Origin of the sequence: Planococcus rifietoensis (assembly GCF_001465795.2) — a bacterium.
Taxonomy (GTDB): domain Bacteria; phylum Bacillota; class Bacilli; order Bacillales_A; family Planococcaceae; genus Planococcus; species Planococcus rifietoensis.
Map to the genome: position 1 here is coordinate 2,020,538 of NZ_CP013659.2, position 17,265 is coordinate 2,037,802.

Consider the following 17,265-nt stretch of genomic DNA (forward strand, 5'->3'; position numbering starts at 1 on the left):
AGGATCCGGAGCTTTTTTCTTATGCTACTGTTTCATGTGATTTGGTGCCGCTACGAGCCGGCTTCATTGCCATGCTTTCATAATGCGGGAATAGCTGGCCGAGCGCTTGTGCGATGCGTTGTTCATCGCCTGCGCGGACCGGGATGAAAAGGGACGGGCCCGCTCCACTGATTGCGTATCCGTAAGCGCCGAGCTTCTGGCACGCTTCACCGATTTCCTTAAAATCCGGGAAGCGATTTTGACGATACGGCTGATGGAACGTATCTTTGCTCATGAGCTTGCCGGCTTTTTCCCAATCGCCGCCCACCATCGCTGCAGAAAGCACATTGGCCGCGGCACTTCCACGCACACTTTCAGCATGTTGAAGCTGTTCGGGTAACAGGCTTCTGGACTCTTCTGTCAGGAAAATCTCCTGGGGGATCAATAGCACGACCCCGATATCGACTTGTTCAACGTGCACAGTTTCAATCTGCTCTTCGTCATAATAGGAAATTGTCAGCCCTCCGAGCAGTGAAGCGGAGATATTATCCGGATGGCCTTCCATTTCGGTACCGATTTGCACTTTTTCCTGGTCGGACATACGCAAATCGAGCAAACGATTGGCCAATTCAATGCCTGCTGCAATAGCTGAAGCGCTGCTGCCGAGCCCCCGCCCGAGCGGGATATCCGTATCGATTTCTAATTTGGCTGCCGGCAACTCTTTACCATATGCGGCAGCTGTGCGTTCAGCCGCCTGCAGGATCAAATTATCTTCAACACCGGACAAATGGGCGTACTCCGGTGTTTTATAAACAAGCTGCCAGGAATCTGCAGGCGACACATGAATATTCAAATGGAGGTCCAGGGCAAGGCCGATGGAATCGAATCCGGGGCCTAAATTGGCAGTGGATGCGGGCACTGCGATCGAAAACTCTTTACCGATCATACTTTGACCTCCTTTTTTAACTCCTCCCAAAACTGTTCCATGTTTGCGGCTTCGAGCATGCCGTCTTGTTTGCTGACTTCGATTGCTGTCGCCGGATCTTTCAGGCCATTTCCTGTCAGTACACAGACGACGGTTGATCCTTTTTTGATTTGGCCGTCTTCGACTTGTTTTTTGAGGCCCGCGATTGATGCGCAGGATGCCGGTTCCGCAAAGACGCCTTCTGTCTTAGCGAGCAACTGGTAAGCTTCGAGGATTTTATCATCACTTCTCGCCAAGATCGTACCTTTTGATTCGTCGAGTGCGTTCAGTGCCAATTGCCAGCTTGCCGGGTTGCCGATGCGGATTGCCGTCGCGACAGTTTCAGGCTGTTCCACCACTTTGTTCTGGACGATCGGCGAAGCGCCTTCCGCCTGGACACCGAGCAGTTCAGGCCGTTTTTCGCCAGTACGTTCGGCGTATTCAGTGAAGCCTTTCCAAGCGGCTGAAATATTACCGGCATTGCCAACAGGAAGCGCGAATAGGTCCGGCACTTTCCCGAGTTGCTCGATCACTTCGAAAGCGATTGTCTTCTGGCCCTCGAGGCGATACGGGTTAACTGAGTTGACGAGTGCGATGCCTGGGGATTTGCCGATTTCACGGACCATTTCCAGCGCTTCGTCAAAATTGCCTTTGATCTCCAAAATTTCTGCACCGTACATTTTTGCCTGAGCCAACTTGCCAAGCGCGATGCGGCCTTCCGGAATGACGACAATTGTCCGCATGCCCGCTCTTGCGCCGTATGCAGCGGCCGATGCCGATGTGTTTCCTGTGGATGCACAAACGAGGACGCTCTTGCCTTCTTCCTTCGCTTTAGCGACTGCCATGACCATGCCGCGATCTTTAAAAGAACCGGTAGGATTGGCGCCTTCGATTTTGGCGTAAACCTCGATGCCCCAATCAGCAGATAGCTTTTCGAGATGGATCAGCGGTGTATTGCCTTCTTGCAAAGTTAGTTGAGGCGTAGCTTCCGTCACCGGCAGCCACTCTTTGTATTGTTCGATCAGTCCAGGCCATCTCATGCTGCATCCTCCCCTTCAATGCGGTAATGGCTGATCAGGCTTGCCATTCCTTCAAGTTCTTTCAAGACATCCAAATGCTGCTGGCGTGAGATTTCATGTGTTTTTAAAATGAGCTCCGCTTTTCCTTCGGTTTCATTTGTTCCTGGATTCTGTACGATCGATTGGATACTTGCTCCGTGGTTGCTGTAGATGGCGCTCACTTTAGACAATACACCGACGACATCATCCACCAGCAAACGATGGAAGTATTTTGAACAGCTTTTATCTGCAGGTTTGATCACCCGTTCGTGCTGTGCAGCGTGTTCACGCTTTCCGTTTACGCCGAGAAGTAAGTTTCTGCATGCTGCGATGATATCGGATACGACGGATGTCGCTGTCGGCAATGAACCTGCTCCTGGGCCATAAAGCATCGTTTCCCCAACTGCATCCCCGTAGATATAAACGGCGTTGAATTCGTTATTGACCGAAGCTAGAGGATGGCTGTTCGCCAGGAAAATCGGTTCAACCGAAACGTCGATGCCGTCTTCATCTTTTGTCGAAGAGCCGACCATTTTCATCGTATAGCCCAAGCTCTCGCCCATCTCCACGTCGCCATCCTTGATGGTATCCATGCCGCGGATATTGACATCATCCAATTTCACTTCTGTCGAATAGGCAAGCGATGATAAAATGACCATTTTGCGTGCTGCATCGAGCCCACCGACATCCGCTGTCGGGTCAGCTTCCGCAAAGCCGAGTTCAGTTGCTTCCGCAAGTGCATCTTCGTAACTTTTCTTTTCCTGCTTCATTTTCGTTAAGATGAAGTTCGTTGTTCCGTTGACGATGCCCATCATGCTTGAGATGCGGTCGGAAGCCAGCCCATCTTCTAGCGTACGGATGATCGGGATGCCCCCGGCTACACTCGCCTCATAGAAGAGATCACATTTCTCGGCATCTGCCAGTTTCAATAAATCATGCCCATATTCTGCCATGACGTCCTTATTGGCAGTGACAACTTGCTTGCCTGACTTCAGCGCTTGTTCCATTGCCGCTCTGGCGCCTTCGATGCCGCCCATCACTTCTACAATTATGTCGAGGGAAGAATCATTCAAGATTTCTTCAATGTCTGTCGTGAAGACATTCGGATCGAGGTCCGATATCCGGTCTTTCCCGGCATCACGCACCAACACTTTCCGGATCGCGACTTTTGCGCCGAGTTTGTGCTGCAGATCTTCCTGGTGTTGCTGGATGATCTTCGCCACGCCGCTCCCTACTGTCCCGAAACCTAATAATCCGATTGAAATTTCATTTTTCATTGACGATTCCTCCCATGGTGTGTACACTGTGAAAAAACAGCTGTTTTTGTCATAGAGACATTATAGTATTATATTTTAGTGAAAACAACCCTTTTCACAGACTATTAAAAAAGATGGGACTTGATAGGATGAAAGTATGCAAATTCGGTGGAACTTCAGTCGCTAGCGCGCAGCAAATCAGAAAAGTCGCAAGCATCATCAAAGCGGACCCGGCACGCCGGATTGTGGTCGTCTCAGCTCCTGGCAAACGCCATAGTGGAGATGTAAAAGTGACCGACCTGCTCATCCGTCTCGCATCCGCCGCATTAATGGGCGAATCCATCCAGCAGCCCTTGCAGGCAGTCATCGACCGTTACACGGAAATCGCAGATGAACTCGGTCTCGACCGGGATATCATCGACATCATCCGTGCCGATCTCTCAGACCGCCTCCGTGCAGACAGCGGCCAGCATGATTTGTATATCGACTCGATTAAAGCGGCAGGGGAAGACAATTCAGCGAAACTGATCGCTGCTTATTTCACTTCCATCGGAATGCAAGCGGAATACGTCAATCCACATACAGCCGGCTTATTCGTCAATGATCCGCCAGAACGCGCACAAGCTTTGCCGGAATCTTACAGCCAGCTTGCCGCTTTAAGCGACAAGCCGTCAATTACCGTGTTCCCAGGATTTTTTGCTTACACAAAAGCTGGCGTGCTCCGGACATTTGACCGCGGAGGCTCCGACATTACGGGATCGATCCTCGCAGCTGCAGTCAAGGCTGAGCTTTATGAGAACTTTACCGACGTTGACTGTGTGTTTGCCGCCAATCCCCAAGTCGTGGATAACCCAGTGGAAATCGAGCAAATGACTTACCGTGAAATGCGCGAGCTGTCCTACGCTGGATTTGCCGTTCTTCATGATGAAGCCTTGATGCCTGCATACCGGGCGTCCGTGCCGCTGTGCATCCGCAACACCAACAATCCATCTGCGCCAGGTACGATGATCGTCGCGGAACGCGCCGACTCCCCGCGCCCTGTTACCGGGATTTCCGCAGACAGCGGCTTCTCCACTTTGTATGTCGGCAAGTATTTGATGAACCGTGAAGTCGGATTCGGCCGAAAACTACTGCAAATCCTGGAAGAAGAAGAAATCTCCTATGAACACATCCCATCCGGTATCGATAATCTATCAGTTATCCTCAGAAGCCATCAGCTCGATGACGAAAAAGAACAGCGCATCATCGAACGGGTGAAAAATGAACTCCAAGCAGATGATGTCCACATCCGCAATGATTTCTCGATGATTGTCTTGGTGGGCGAAGGCATGAACAATAATAAAGGCCTGACTGCCCGAGCAGCCGCTGCATTTGCGCGCACCAATGTCAATATTGAAATGATTAACCAGGGATCTTCCGAAGTCAGCTTGGTATTCGGCATCCTGAAAGAAGACGAAGGAAAAATCCTTAATGAACTATACAAGGAATTTTTCGCACCGGCGCTTGTCGGCCAGTAAATTCCTAAACAAAAAAGACGAAGCGCAAGGTCATCACCTTGCGCTTCGTCTTTTTTTGCTTGCCTTAAGCTTTCCACTCCGAAAGCAATGGCCCTTCGTCGCCGTAAACAGGATCGGTCTTCGGAAGCGGCGTATTGTGGATATCTTCCAGTACGTACGGGCGATCATCAGGCTCCCCGGTTTTCAGGTTGTATTCCACACCCCCGGGATATGCGCCGACGATGCGAAAATCATCGCTTGCCGATAGGCGTTTATGGCCTGTCCCCGCCGGCAAAACGCAGACATCCCCTGCTTCCACTGCCACTTCTTCACCGTGTTCGCCACCCAACTGCAAACGAGCAGATCCGCTTACCACGCCAAGCGCTTCGTGCGTATTGCTATGGTAATGATGAAAATCAAATACGCCCCCTTGCCACGTATTGCCCCAGCCATGCTGCTGAAAAGCCTGTTCGATTCGCTCTGTCTTTCCGCTGAATACAGCGGGATAGAAAACTACTGGAAGTCCGGGATTATTCGGGATGGTGCCATCATCTTCAAAGTGAAAAAACTGTGCTTCTTTCATTCCGATCAGCTCCTTTTGCCCTTCTTTACCCCGCGTGCTTCCAGTTATGCTTATTTATTCGACAATACCGGCGTGAACTGAGTCAATAGCAAATCTTCCAACAGGACAGGAAGTTCCTCAAATGCACTCTTGCGGTTCAAACGCTCTGTGCGCTGATGCGCATCCCGCCCGAATGGCCCGACATTCAATACAGGCGCCTGAAGCTTTTTCATCGCATCAAACGGGACGCTGTAGCTTCTGCCGTAAACAGGTGTGTTTTGTTCATAAGTCTGCCAACCTTCGTTCTGGTCTTGGAAATTGACGTAACTCAAATCGGAAATGCCGTTGAAATAATGGCCTTGCTTCACTTCCAGGCCAAACCGCTCTAACGCCGTTTCTTGTACTTGCTGAATGCATTTCTGGACAAGCTTGGAATTGCTTGAATTGACTGGCGGATAATAGGGCGGCGCAAACAGCAAGATGACCGCAGGCGTCAGTTCATGACATTGAATCAACAATTGATCGGTGATGGCATGGGATTGCTCCCGCACATCGTGGTCCACATCCTCAGTCACATTCGACATGATTTGCTCAACCGTTTTTTGGCCCAGTTTTTCAAGCGCGTATTCCTTCAGCTCTTCAAAGCGGAAAACTTTCACTTCGTTGACCGGCTCGATTCCTTCACGCATGCACATCTCGACGTAATCACGGCTCATTTTAGCCAACGCTTCACGAGCCGTTTCTTCAAACAATTGCATCGTTTCTTCTGCATTGCGTTCGAGCAGAAAAACATTGTACATAGATACTGCGCGATACGGCGTCTGCGCAGAGTATTCCATTTTCACATCGCGCTGCAAGACAGTGACCGGAAGCGGCGATGTTTCACCGTAAAGCGTTTCACGGAATTTCGGGTTCCAGCTCATTTCCTGGGTCAAATACGAAGCCATATAATTCGAAGTCAGCCCGCTGAGCGGTTCGCCGACATGTGTTTCTTTCCCGTAAAATAAGGCGCTCGGCATGATTTTTCCGATACTTCCGCTGTAGACTTTAAAATCGCTTTCTTTTGGGTCCTGGGCAAATACCGGTTCGCCGTTCAAGAATAAAGAATAATCAAGCTGATGCGTTTCGGCCAGTTCCAGTAGAAACGGGACGGCATGGCGCATGCCATTGGAATTGACTTCCTCATCCGGCACCGTCAACAGCAATAGATTGATTGGCCATTGTTCCGTCGATGCCTTTTCGAGCAAGGCCATGTGCAAAGCGAGCCCCGCTTTCATATCCATCGTGCCGCGGCCAAACAAATAATTGCCTGATTCCAAATCAGCCAAAGCCTCTTCAGTGAGCATTTCCTTCCGGTCATGGAGCGCGCGCGTCAACAGGCGCGGGTTTGAAGCCAGCGGGCGCAACACCCCATAATCTTCGGTGGACACCGTATCGAAATGGCTGATCAAAACGACCGTATCCACAGCGTCTTCGTGTTTATAAAGCGCCGTCAAAAACGTCCGTCCCCAGTTGACTTCGCCGAGCTCCAAGTGGTCTGGATGCTGTTTGAAATACTCCAATTCACCCAATAACCCTTTTAATTTTACCGGGAATTCCGCTTCTCCTTGCGTCAGGTAAATACTTTCCCAGCTGACCAGCTCGCACAGCAAATCCTCCATTTTCTCCGGTGTGTCCCAGAAACGCTCCATGTAGACCAATCCTTTCATTTTCCATATACTTGAAATTAAACAAAAATTCAGTTCATTTATTCCATATTGAGCTAATGAAATTTTGGCTCCTGTACAAAAGGCACAGAATTGCCAAGTGAATTCAATAGCTGAGTCTCTAAACAGCCCATTCCTTATTACGCTGTGGGCTGGCTGATATCGTTGCTATGCCTGCAATTTGAGTGTGGAAATGAAATTTTCCAAACGGTCCATTCCTTGCTTTAAGACCGGCATGCTATAGGCATACGAAATGCGCAGAAACCCTTCTCCATATTCGGTGAATGCTGACCCCGGCACTGCTGCCACACCGCCTTCTTTCAATAAACGGATGGCAAAATCATATGAAGATAAGCCGAATTTTTTCACAGACGGGAAAATGTAAAATGCACCTGTCGGCATGACCACATCAATCCCCATCTCTGTCAGCCGTTTGTAAACAAAATCACGCCGCTCGATATAAGCTTTGTTCATTTCAGCCGGCACATGGCGCTGATTTACCAACGCCTCCATCGCTGCATATTGCGAAGGGGTCGAAGCACATATGGCGTTGTATTGATGCACTTTCAACACATGCTGCATCACTTCCACCGGCCCTAAAATAAAGCCGATGCGCCACCCTGTCATCGAATGGGATTTTGATAAACCGTGCACAAGAATGGTCTTCTTCCGCAAGCTCTCGAAACACGCAAATGTACAGTGAGCACCGCCGAATGTGTTTTCACTATAGATTTCATCAGCTACAATAAACAGATCGTGACGTTCGAACACGGTTTTCAAAGCGTCCAACTCTTTCATCTCCATCGTGACGCCTGTGGGATTCGATGGAAAGTTCATCAAAACCGCTTTCGTACGCTCAGTGATCAGTTCTTCGAGCGCTTGAGGATCTGGTTTAAAGCCAGTTTCTGATGTATCCAAGTAGACGACTTTGGCACCGCATAGTTGCACGAGCGGCTCGTAGCCCGGATAAGTCGGCGCTGGCAGGATCACTTCATCGCCTTCTTCCAGAATTGTCCGGAATACCGAATCGAGCCCTTCGCTTGCACCGTTTGTGACAATGATTTCATCTTCTGCACGGTACGACAAACCGTAGCTGTCTTTGAAAAATGACTGTACAGCCTGGCGCAGTTCCATCGCACCTGCATTGTGGGTGTAGCTCGTCTGATCATTGCGGATAGCTTCGGTCCCTGCCTGTTTAACCGCTTCAGGGGTAGGAAAATCCGGCTGGCCGATCGTCAAATTGACCGCTCCGGGAGTAGACGGTATTTGATTGGCGAATTGGCGGATTCCGGAAATCTGAATCGCCTCAACTCGTTTGTTTAGTTTCATGCTCATTACGAATCAACCTTTCTGCAACTAGCAACTACTTTTTTAATCATCCATTATTACTGTGAACGCTGTACGCCAAACAACTTTCTAACTTGATAACAAGCGATTGCGTTTTTTAACGCGAGCCCTTGTCTCAATACATTTCGTTAACTTGTCCACTACGTGCAATAATACATGAATTGAGAGTTAAATGACGAGTGGATTGTACCAGATTCAGAGAAATCTTACCTTTGTTTATCGGGGTGGATTAATTGTTGCTACTTGAGTCCAGTATTGTTCGTTTTTTCAAAAACAAACCCTATCCTCCAGCACGCTCTGGATTTAGTATTCGCAATGAGCCAGAAAATGTATTGATGGTTATTACAAAATAAGGTTTCGACGAATTTACTTCGCTTTTTGATGTTGCAGGTGACTTATTCTACTGTTGGTATTGGTATACTTGGCATATGTAAATTTAAAAAGAGCGCATTAAGAAGGACGGGATGAATTGAAACCATTATCGCCAACAGGCGGATTTATATATACCTATGCATATCATCAAGACGAGAAGGATTTATGCCAATTGGAAATGCGCGCATTTTTCGGTGAAGACACTGGTGGAAAAGTCATCAAAAGCAACCGTGCCATCGCTCCAGGCCGGAGCCCATTCATCAAGGAACGAATCGAGCTCTTGTTTGAAGAAGCCGAGTTCGCGGATATTGTAAAACGGTCTGGTGGATTGGACATGGAGGATTCTACATTTAAAGTGATCTTTCCGAAAATCAACGGCTTGGACGCGGCTGAGCAAGTGGATTTTGACGAAAAGCGTGACATGGAGCGTCAAATCGGCTTTGTCATTAAAGGAAAAGCCGATGTCCACAACCCCGACATCATATTCGGGTTGATTCCATATGATGGCCGCTGGCACTTCGGAATCTATCAATTGAGCGAATCCGTCTGGTTCAAGCACCAGCAAAAACCGCGTGAATACTCAACTGCGCTCAGCACGAAAACCGCTCGCGCCATCGCGAATATTGCCGTGCCGGATCCGAAGGGAGTTAAAGCGATCGACCCTTGCTGCGGCATCGGGACGGTGCTCGTTGAAGCTTTATCAATGGGGATCGACATCGTCGGCCGGGACATCAATCCACTCGTCGTTGACGGTTCGCGGGAAAACATTGCGCATTTCGGCTTGTCGGGGTCGGTCGACTTGGGCGCGATTGCAGACATTACAGAGCAATATGACGTCGCCATCATCGACATGCCCTATAACCTGTACACTCACGCAACGCCCGATGAACAACAGGAGATCTTAAAACATGCTTTGCCGGTCACTAAAAAATTGCTCGTTGTCACCATCGAACCGATTGACCATATGATCGAACAAGCAGGGTTTACGATAATCGACCGCTGCATCGCAAAAAAATCACTGTTTTTACGTGAAATTCTCGTTTGTGAGAAAATGGAGATGCCGCTTTTTTCTGGTCATGAACTCCAGCAAGCGTAAATAAACACAATATGACAAAAATCACCCGGACCAACTAGGCCCGGGTGATTTTTTCTTTAGCCGTTTAAACGCAGGCTCCCTATTTTATTCCAACTCTTGCACCGCATAGGAAACCATTTCATAACGTTCGCCGACCCGAACGACTGTAAATGTCAGCCTTAGATCATTGCGATCTGCCAGATGCTGAATAGGCTCGTTTCCTTGGTACAGGTTGACCGCATAGTAATCATTGCCGACTTTCACTTCAATCACTCGGCCATCCGCCAGTCCGAAAGGTTCTTCGGTGGTGAGTTCAAGAACTTTTCCCGTGATTTTAAGCGGCTGAAGCACCTGCAATTCTCCGCTTGGCAAAGTAATCGCGTTGCCGAATTTGTTGCGCAAGGTGTATTTCGTATCGCCTGACTTCACGTAGTACGTAGCGGAAGTCCGCTCAATTACCCCGACATCTGGGTACAGCGTCAAGACTTGGCCGATCATGATCAGGTCGGAAGTCAAATTGTTCAGCCTCTTGATGCTGTCGATCGAAACACCGGTACGTTTGGAGATGGAGTACAAAGTATCACCTTTGACCACTTGATAATTTCTTGCATTCAAATCTTCCTGGTTTCCAGACCATTGTTGAGTTTTATGCGGGATGGCAAGTTTTTGCCCCACGATGATTTTGGTGCTGGTCGTAAAGTTCGCTGCCATCAGCTGCTCTACTACCAAGCCATACTTTTTCGCAATGCTGTAAAACGTGTCTCCCTTTTGCACAATGTAATAACTGGCCACTTCAGTAGCTGCACTGGGTGACATAACAGGGCCTACTGCTGCTGCGGACGAGACTAGCGCAAATGATAAGAGAACTTTGGATAACCGTTTTCTTCCTTTCGGCGGTCGAGACTCTTTCATGTTGGCTGGAGGGACAGGCGTCAAATGAAATTCAGTCATTTTACCTCCCTACTTTCCTGTTTTATTTTTGTTTCCATCACTACTTAAGTACCCTTTTAACGAGAATAACAATCATTTTCTTGTTATTATTACATTATTTTTACAACACATTATATAGAAAACCAAGATTCCTTTTCCTCGCTTCTATACACGATCCAATCACTGGCTTGCTATTTGAACCTTTGTTACGAGGTATTGGATATTTTGACATGGTCTAGCTCAATGGCTATCATAAAACCATGGAATTGATTTTTCACCATTACGGCACATGGCCATTTTTATGCAAGACTGACGCCCTTTTCCCAAAAATTGATTGCATCTATTTGAATAATTCGGTTGAGTGAGCCAGACGATTGAGCTGGAGTAACGCCAAGAGAGTGCAAGCTTCTTTTTGGTGTTTTTATTTTGCACAATAATCCTATTTTTATACTTTTTGTTTTTTTACTTAAGACAGAAAGGAGAATTCGATGTTCGGCTTATCCGATTTTATTTCACTCGTTATTTCCGCTTTTATCATATTGCCGCTGACAATTTTGCTTAGAGAAGCTGGTTACCTGATTGCCAGTGAAATCGTCGGGGTTGAAAACCCAAGGCTTACGATCGGTTCCGGCCCGCGTGTCTTTAAGCTCTGGATTGTGGATGTGCGCAAGTATTACCAATTGTATAGCTGGTTTTCTTACGATTCCTTGAAAAGGGATAGCAAGATCGCATATATCTTTCTGTACGCCAGCCCTATTTTGATGACGCTTTCGCTCGCCTTGACCATAAACGTCTTGCTCGCCAATGGCATCATCCAATCCTTTATCACTTTTTGGGACCGCTTTGTTTTCTATGCATTTTTCTACCTACTGTTCGACGCAGTGCCCATGAAGACACAAGGCGGGATGCCCAATAACGGCATGATCATCTACGAAATGCTGCGTTATGGGAAACGGATGGATTTCAACGAAAATCCCTTCATTCCATCCACATCAGATGCCGATAAGGAACAGGAAGAAGCACATGAGAAAATGAAGCAATATCAAAAAGAATAAAATGAATTACCAAAAGCCGTTGAGCGATTACTCAACGGCTTTTTTATATAGAAGAAACTTATACCCACCAGCTCCACGAAACGACGAGCGCGATGATGGAGACGACAACCGAAGCAATGACTGCCATGGAACGTTCTCTCCGGATCAACATAGAAGCAATGCCAGAGAACAGTGCAATGATAAATGATGCAAGGGACATCAGCAGCAAAAACGTCAAAAGCAAGTTATCGGACATCTCCCCTTCAAACGCCAGCGGCAACTCCTGGAATGCGCCGGCAAGGGCGATGACCAGCGCCAACAATAACGGGACAACCGTGAAGACAACAGAAATATTGCCGAGCTTGGATTTAGGCCAGATTGTCATATCCGCCTCCACCTTTCCCCTCGTTTTATGTTCTGCATAGAGAATTCCACTTACACGCCCCATTTCCTGCCGAACCAATTGTAAAGATTATTAAAATCCGAGGCGGCTGCGCACATCGGCTGTGTAGTTTTGGCTGACAGGAATTGTCGAGCCGTCACGCAAAGTCAGCACATAATTCGATGCGACGTCTTTTGCGATTTCTTCTATATAATGCACATTAACGATAAATGAACGATGGACAGTCAAGAAATAATCAGGCAATTGTTCTTTCAGGTTCTTCAGCGTATGGCTCGAACAATAAGGATCTTCGTCTGCATAGAACCAGGTTTTCTTTTGGCTGCTTTCTATATGGGATACTTTCTCCACGGGAATCGGCCGCCAACTGTCATCTTGCTTGCCGGTCAAAAAGGCGAGCGGCTTTTTTCTCCCTACTACATAATCGGGTGGCAAAGTGATCACCAGCACGGCATCCCGGTTATCGATGGTAATCGGATAGCCGATGCCGTAATAAGCAGATCCGAGAACAGCTTCTTCGACATACATTTCGACTTTGCTGCCTTCTTTAGCGACACGGGCTGCAATGGTGCCGGATGATACTAGCTGCCCCTCCTTAATGGAAAGATCATGGACACCCGCTTTGTAGTAGATATACCGATTATTAGCCGCAACAGCGATTGATGCCTCTTTCGGAATCCAGTCTCCGATGATGAATCCTACCTGTTCCAATACAGTGTTTGCCATAGCCATTTCCCCTTTCAAGTCCATTCATCCGAATATTCCGTCTCTTGTCCGCTCATACTGGCTTTCGTCATTTTTTCAGGACAGGCTGAATATTCTGTTATATATTAATATACATCAAAACAAACTGTATTAATACAGTTGATATTAAAAATATTTTCACTTCGGAAAGGGATGGTTGGAATGGTAAACAAACAACAGCAAATCGAGGAACTGAACAAAGCATGGCAGGAAGATAAACGCTGGGAGAACATCGAGCGTCCATATACAGCGGAAGATGTCGTCAAACTCCGCGGGTCGGTGATGATCGAGCACACGCTCGCAAAACGCGGCGCAGATCGCCTCTACCGCCAGATTAACGAAATGCCTTTCGTCAACGCTCTCGGCGCACTTACCGGTAACCAGGCAGTGCAACAAGTGAAAGCTGGACTTCAAGCCATTTACTTGAGCGGCTGGCAAGTAGCAGCGGACGCAAACTCCGCAGGCCAGATGTATCCTGACCAAAGCTTGTACCCGGTTAACTCGGTTCCCGATGTTGTCCGTAAAATCAATCGTGCATTGCAGCGTGCAGACCAAATCGACAGCGTTGAAAACACGGAAGGCTTTGACTGGTTCGCACCGATCGTCGCGGACGCTGAAGCTGGATTTGGCGGCCCCCTTAACGTATACGAATTGATGAAGTCGATGATCGAAGCTGGCGCAGCTGGCGTTCACTTTGAAGATCAACTCGCTTCCGAGAAAAAATGCGGACACTTGGGCGGTAAAGTATTGCTGCCGACTCAAAACGCAGTGAAAAACCTTGTCTCCGCAAGGCTCGCAGCTGATGTCATGGGCGTTCCGACACTCATCATCGCCCGTACGGATGCAGATGCAGCAGACTTGATCACAAGCGATATCGATGAGCGCGACCACCAGTTCATCACCGGCGAACGTACACCGGAAGGCTTCTACCGCACAAACCCAGGCATCGACCAGGCAATCGCCCGCGGCCTTGCTTACGCACCATACGCTGACTTGATCTGGTGCGAAACGTCCCACCCGAACTTGGAAGAAGCACAGCAATTCGCTGATGCCATCCATGCACAGTTCCCGGGCAAGATGCTTGCGTACAACTGCTCGCCTTCATTCAACTGGGCTGCGAAGCTTGACGAGGAAACCATCGCGAAATACCAAGTTGAACTTGGCAAGATGGGTTATAAATTCCAATTCGTTACACTTGCAGGATTCCATGCGCTCAACCACAGCATGTTCGAATTGGCTTACGACTACAAAGACAACGGCATGGCTGCTTACTCGAAATTGCAGCAAGCTGAATTTGCTTCAGAATCGAAAGGCTACACAGCAACTCGTCATCAGCGCGAAGTGGGCACAAGCTACTTCGATGAGATCTCACAAATCGTTTCCGGCGGAACTAGCTCAACGACGGCGATGAAAGGCTCTACTGAAACCGAACAATTCCAGACAGTGAAAGGGTGATCCGTGTGCTGACGAAATCGAATGTACAGATTACAGGTGAAGCGGTTCCAGGCATGGAGGAGATTCTGACGCCAGAAGCGCTGGAGTTCATTGAAAAACTGCACACTCGTTTCGACAAGCGTCGGATCGAACTTCTGGAAAAACGCCAGGTGCGACAACAAGAACTCGATAGCGGCAAAAAGCTCGATTTCCTTCCTGAAACGAAAGCTATCCGCGAAGGGGACTGGAAGGTCGCTCCCCTTCCGGAAGATATGAAAGACCGCCGCGTGGAAATCACCGGCCCGACCAACCGCAAAATGCTCATCAACGCGCTAAACTCCGGCGCGAAGATGTTCATGGCTGACCTCGAAGATGCAACAGCGCCAAGCTGGTTCAACGTCATCGATGGACAGGTCAATCTACGGGACGCGGTTCGCCGGCAAATCGATTTTGAAATCCCTGAAACCGGCAAGAAATATGCACTCAATGAAAAAACGGCAGTCTTAATGGTGCGCCCGCGTGGCTGGCACCTGCCGGAGAAAAACCTTCTCATCGATGGAAAGCCGACTTCCGGCAGCCTTGTCGATTTCGGACTTTACTTTTTCCATAATGCGAAAGAACTGATTGACCGCGGCACTGGCCCTTACTTCTATTTGCCGAAGCTTGAGAGCCACCTGGAAGCCCGACTTTGGAACGACGTGTTCATCTTTGCACAAGATGAGCTCGGCATTCCGCAAGGCACGATCCGGGCGACGGTGTTGATTGAGACGATCATGGCAGCATTCGAAATGGACGAAATCCTTTACGAACTGCGCGACCATTCTGCGGGACTCAACTGCGGCCGCTGGGATTACATCTTCTCTGTCATCAAGCGGATGCGCAACAATCCGGAATACATTTTCCCGGACCGCTCCCAAGTAACGATGACGGTTCCATTCATGAAAGCCTATACCTCGCTGTGCATCAAAACCTGCCACCGAAGAGGCGCTCCGGCGATGGGTGGCATGGCTGCACAAATCCCGGTCAAGGGCGATGACCAAGCAAACACGGCCGCTTTCAACAAAGTTGCCGAAGACAAACGCCGTGAAGTGACGGATGGACATGATGGCACGTGGGTCGCCCATCCAGGCATGGTCCAGACGGCGATGGAGCAATTCGACAAATACATGCCAACGCCGAACCAAATCGACAAACAGCGCGACGATGTCCACGTGACCGCAGAGCAGCTGGTCGAAGTTCCGGAAGGCTCGATCACTGAACAAGGCCTCCGCTCCAATATCTCGGTCGGCATCCAGTACATCGCCTCTTGGCTCTCCGGAAACGGGGCTGCACCGATCAATAATTTGATGGAAGATGCGGCGACAGCGGAAATTTCCCGCTCCCAAGTGTGGCAATGGATTCGCCATCCGAAAGGCGTACTGGATGATGGCCGCAACGTCGACGTCAGCTTGTTCCACGAAATCATCGAACAAGAAGATGCGTTGATCAAACAAACGGTCGGCGAAGAACGCTATAACACCGGACACTACGCGGAAGCCCGCGAGTTGTTTACAAGTCTCACGTTGCAAAGTGATTTTGCTGAATTCTTGACGCTGCCAGGGTACGAAAAACTAACCTAATAACTGGAGGAGATCACTATGAAAAACATGCAAACATTTGAGACGCGTACACGTAAAGAATGCCGGGAATGCGGTTGTGAAATCAAGGAACGCCGCGAATCGATCATCTACGAATGCGAACGCTGCATCGCGAATAAAGACGAATAGACAATAAAGAAGGGAGATCCATAATCGGATCTCCCTTTTCTATCGTTCATTCCTGGTTTGATGCTTCAATGCGGTAGCTTTCATCAGCCTCGATAGCGTTGAAAATATTGATATAACGCATGCCTTGCTGCGCAGGTTCTTCCGGTGCTTCCTCTTCATCGAGCACTTCCTTGAGCGGTTGCTTGACCGGCTCTTCGACAGTCGCATCGTAGTCTTCCATCAAACTTTGGAGTTCTCCGTATGAGTCGATGCCTCTCGATTCTTTCACTTTTTCAAACAGGCGGTCCGATTCGTCTTGCGTCAATTCCACATATCCGACCGTGATTCGTTGCTTTGCCATGTCTACCCCTCCAGCTTCATCGTTTCTTTTCCATACCCTCGTGAAGAAAAGGGCTAAACATACTTGGTGAAAACTGGAGGTTTCCGCTATGATGGAAACAGCAGGAAAATGAAAGTGGAGGGATTCTATGCGCGTCGCCATATTCGATTTCGATGGCACTTTATATGCAAAAGAGACATTTCAATTGATGATGAACCATTTAAAGAACCACCCGATCCACAGCCGCAGATACCGTAAATTTTACCGTGCCATCATGCCGCCATATATCGGCCATAAACTGAAAATCTACCCGGAAGCGAAAATGAGGGCTCGTTCCGTCCAGGCCTACCTCGCCGCACTCGAGACTTTTTCCAAACAAGAACTGGAAGAATACTTCGGCGAAATCGCCGAACTCATGCACGATGATTTCAACCACGAAGTCGTCGAGCGCCTAAAGCAGCACGTCTCCAACGAAGACTATTGCATGCTCGTCTCCGGCGCATTTACGCCGCTCTTGCATGCCGTAACGAAGGAATTGCCGATTGAGAAAATCATCGGTACAGAAGTTCCTTATGAAGCAGATATTCTTGCACACAGAACACCTGTTATCCATATCCAGGGGCCGCTCAAAACCGAAAAGATCTTGGAAGCACTTGGCGATCAAGCAATCGATTGGAAAAACAGCTATGCCTACGGCGACAGCCTGTCAGATGTACCTGTACTGGAACTTGTCGGCAATCCCGTCGCTGTTCGTCCCGAACCGCGACTGCGAACACTCGCCTCTGAACGTAATTGGGAAATTATTTAAAAAAGAATCGCACAT

The 17,265-nt window shown here is 48.6% G+C and carries 17 protein-coding genes; 7 read left to right on the forward strand and 10 right to left on the reverse strand.

Annotated elements, in window-relative coordinates:
• Positions 1-19: 19 nt before the first annotated feature.
• From thrB to AUC31_RS10090, 3 genes are read right to left on the reverse strand one after another with little or no spacing between them, the layout of a single operon-like run.
• Positions 20-925 carry a homoserine kinase gene (thrB, locus tag AUC31_RS10080; protein WP_058383329.1) on the reverse strand — a complete coding sequence of 302 codons (906 nt, stop codon included), beginning with the start codon at positions 923-925 and terminating at the stop codon, positions 20-22.
• The gene (thrC, locus tag AUC31_RS10085) at positions 922-1,983 is read right to left on the reverse strand and encodes a threonine synthase (protein WP_058383328.1); all 1,062 of its coding nucleotides are present in this window, start codon (positions 1,981-1,983) and stop codon (positions 922-924) included. The genes thrB and thrC overlap by 4 nt, the downstream gene beginning before the upstream one ends.
• Positions 1,980-3,278 carry a homoserine dehydrogenase gene (locus tag AUC31_RS10090; protein ID WP_058383327.1) on the reverse strand — a complete coding sequence of 433 codons (1,299 nt, stop codon included), beginning with the start codon at positions 3,276-3,278 and terminating at the stop codon, positions 1,980-1,982. Before AUC31_RS10090 ends, thrC begins: the two co-directional genes overlap by 4 nt.
• A gap of 128 nt (positions 3,279-3,406) precedes the next feature.
• Between AUC31_RS10090 and AUC31_RS10095 the strand changes: the two genes are divergently transcribed.
• Positions 3,407-4,774: an aspartate kinase gene (locus AUC31_RS10095; protein WP_058383326.1), complete on the forward strand. Its 1,368-nt coding sequence runs from the start codon at positions 3,407-3,409 to the stop codon at positions 4,772-4,774.
• Positions 4,775-4,838: 64 nt separating this feature from the next.
• Here AUC31_RS10095 and AUC31_RS10100 read toward each other — a convergent pair whose 3' ends face one another.
• The 3 genes from AUC31_RS10100 to AUC31_RS10110 form a co-directional block, all read right to left on the reverse strand.
• Positions 4,839-5,336 (reverse strand): cupin domain-containing protein, encoded by a 498-nt coding sequence (locus tag AUC31_RS10100; protein ID WP_058383325.1) that lies wholly within the window; start codon positions 5,334-5,336, stop codon positions 4,839-4,841.
• Between the two features lie 50 nt (positions 5,337-5,386).
• Positions 5,387-7,006, reverse strand: coding sequence for a M20/M25/M40 family metallo-hydrolase (locus AUC31_RS10105; RefSeq protein ID WP_058383324.1), 1,620 nt, complete (start codon positions 7,004-7,006; stop codon positions 5,387-5,389).
• A gap of 183 nt (positions 7,007-7,189) precedes the next feature.
• Entirely contained in the window at positions 7,190-8,356 is a 1,167-nt protein-coding gene (locus AUC31_RS10110) for an aminotransferase class I/II-fold pyridoxal phosphate-dependent enzyme (protein WP_058383323.1), read from the reverse strand.
• 481 nt (positions 8,357-8,837) lie between these two features.
• On the opposite strand from AUC31_RS10110, the gene AUC31_RS10115 reads away from it, so the two are divergent.
• Positions 8,838-9,836: a TRM11 family SAM-dependent methyltransferase gene (locus AUC31_RS10115; RefSeq protein WP_058383322.1), complete on the forward strand. Its 999-nt coding sequence runs from the start codon at positions 8,838-8,840 to the stop codon at positions 9,834-9,836.
• Between the two features lie 84 nt (positions 9,837-9,920).
• On the opposite strand, the gene AUC31_RS10120 is transcribed toward AUC31_RS10115, so the two are convergent.
• Positions 9,921-10,631 (reverse strand): LysM peptidoglycan-binding domain-containing protein, encoded by a 711-nt coding sequence (locus tag AUC31_RS10120; RefSeq protein ID WP_068347036.1) that lies wholly within the window; start codon positions 10,629-10,631, stop codon positions 9,921-9,923.
• A gap of 602 nt (positions 10,632-11,233) precedes the next feature.
• On the opposite strand from AUC31_RS10120, the gene AUC31_RS10125 reads away from it, so the two are divergent.
• Positions 11,234-11,800, forward strand: coding sequence for a hypothetical protein (locus tag AUC31_RS10125; RefSeq protein WP_058383320.1), 567 nt, complete (start codon positions 11,234-11,236; stop codon positions 11,798-11,800).
• A gap of 58 nt (positions 11,801-11,858) precedes the next feature.
• Here AUC31_RS10125 and AUC31_RS10130 read toward each other — a convergent pair whose 3' ends face one another.
• Positions 11,859-12,164: a hypothetical protein gene (locus AUC31_RS10130; RefSeq protein WP_058383319.1), complete on the reverse strand. Its 306-nt coding sequence runs from the start codon at positions 12,162-12,164 to the stop codon at positions 11,859-11,861.
• A 90-nt stretch (positions 12,165-12,254) separates the two neighbouring features.
• Complete coding sequence (locus AUC31_RS10135) at positions 12,255-12,905, reverse strand: LytTR family DNA-binding domain-containing protein (protein ID WP_058383318.1); 651 nt, start codon at positions 12,903-12,905, stop codon at positions 12,255-12,257.
• A gap of 180 nt (positions 12,906-13,085) precedes the next feature.
• Here AUC31_RS10135 and aceA point away from each other — a divergent pair, with 180 nt between their 5' ends.
• The 3 genes from aceA to AUC31_RS17920 are packed head-to-tail and all read left to right on the forward strand — an operon-like array spanning position 13,086 to position 16,123.
• Positions 13,086-14,378, forward strand: a complete 1,293-nt coding sequence (gene aceA, locus AUC31_RS10140; RefSeq protein WP_058383317.1) for an isocitrate lyase — start codon at positions 13,086-13,088, stop codon at positions 14,376-14,378.
• Between the two features lie 53 nt (positions 14,379-14,431).
• Positions 14,432-15,976, forward strand: a complete 1,545-nt coding sequence (gene aceB / locus AUC31_RS10145; protein WP_058383812.1) for a malate synthase A — start codon at positions 14,432-14,434, stop codon at positions 15,974-15,976.
• An 18-nt stretch (positions 15,977-15,994) separates the two neighbouring features.
• Complete coding sequence (locus AUC31_RS17920) at positions 15,995-16,123, forward strand: YhfH family protein (RefSeq protein ID WP_194098862.1); 129 nt, start codon at positions 15,995-15,997, stop codon at positions 16,121-16,123.
• Positions 16,124-16,169: 46 nt separating this feature from the next.
• On the opposite strand, the gene AUC31_RS10150 is transcribed toward AUC31_RS17920, so the two are convergent.
• A complete protein-coding gene (locus tag AUC31_RS10150; protein WP_058383316.1) occupies positions 16,170-16,463 on the reverse strand; it encodes a hypothetical protein in 294 nt (97 codons plus the stop codon).
• A gap of 127 nt (positions 16,464-16,590) precedes the next feature.
• Here AUC31_RS10150 and AUC31_RS10155 point away from each other — a divergent pair, with 127 nt between their 5' ends.
• Positions 16,591-17,250 (forward strand): HAD family hydrolase, encoded by a 660-nt coding sequence (locus tag AUC31_RS10155; protein ID WP_058383315.1) that lies wholly within the window; start codon positions 16,591-16,593, stop codon positions 17,248-17,250.
• The last annotated feature ends 15 nt before the right edge of the window (positions 17,251-17,265 follow it).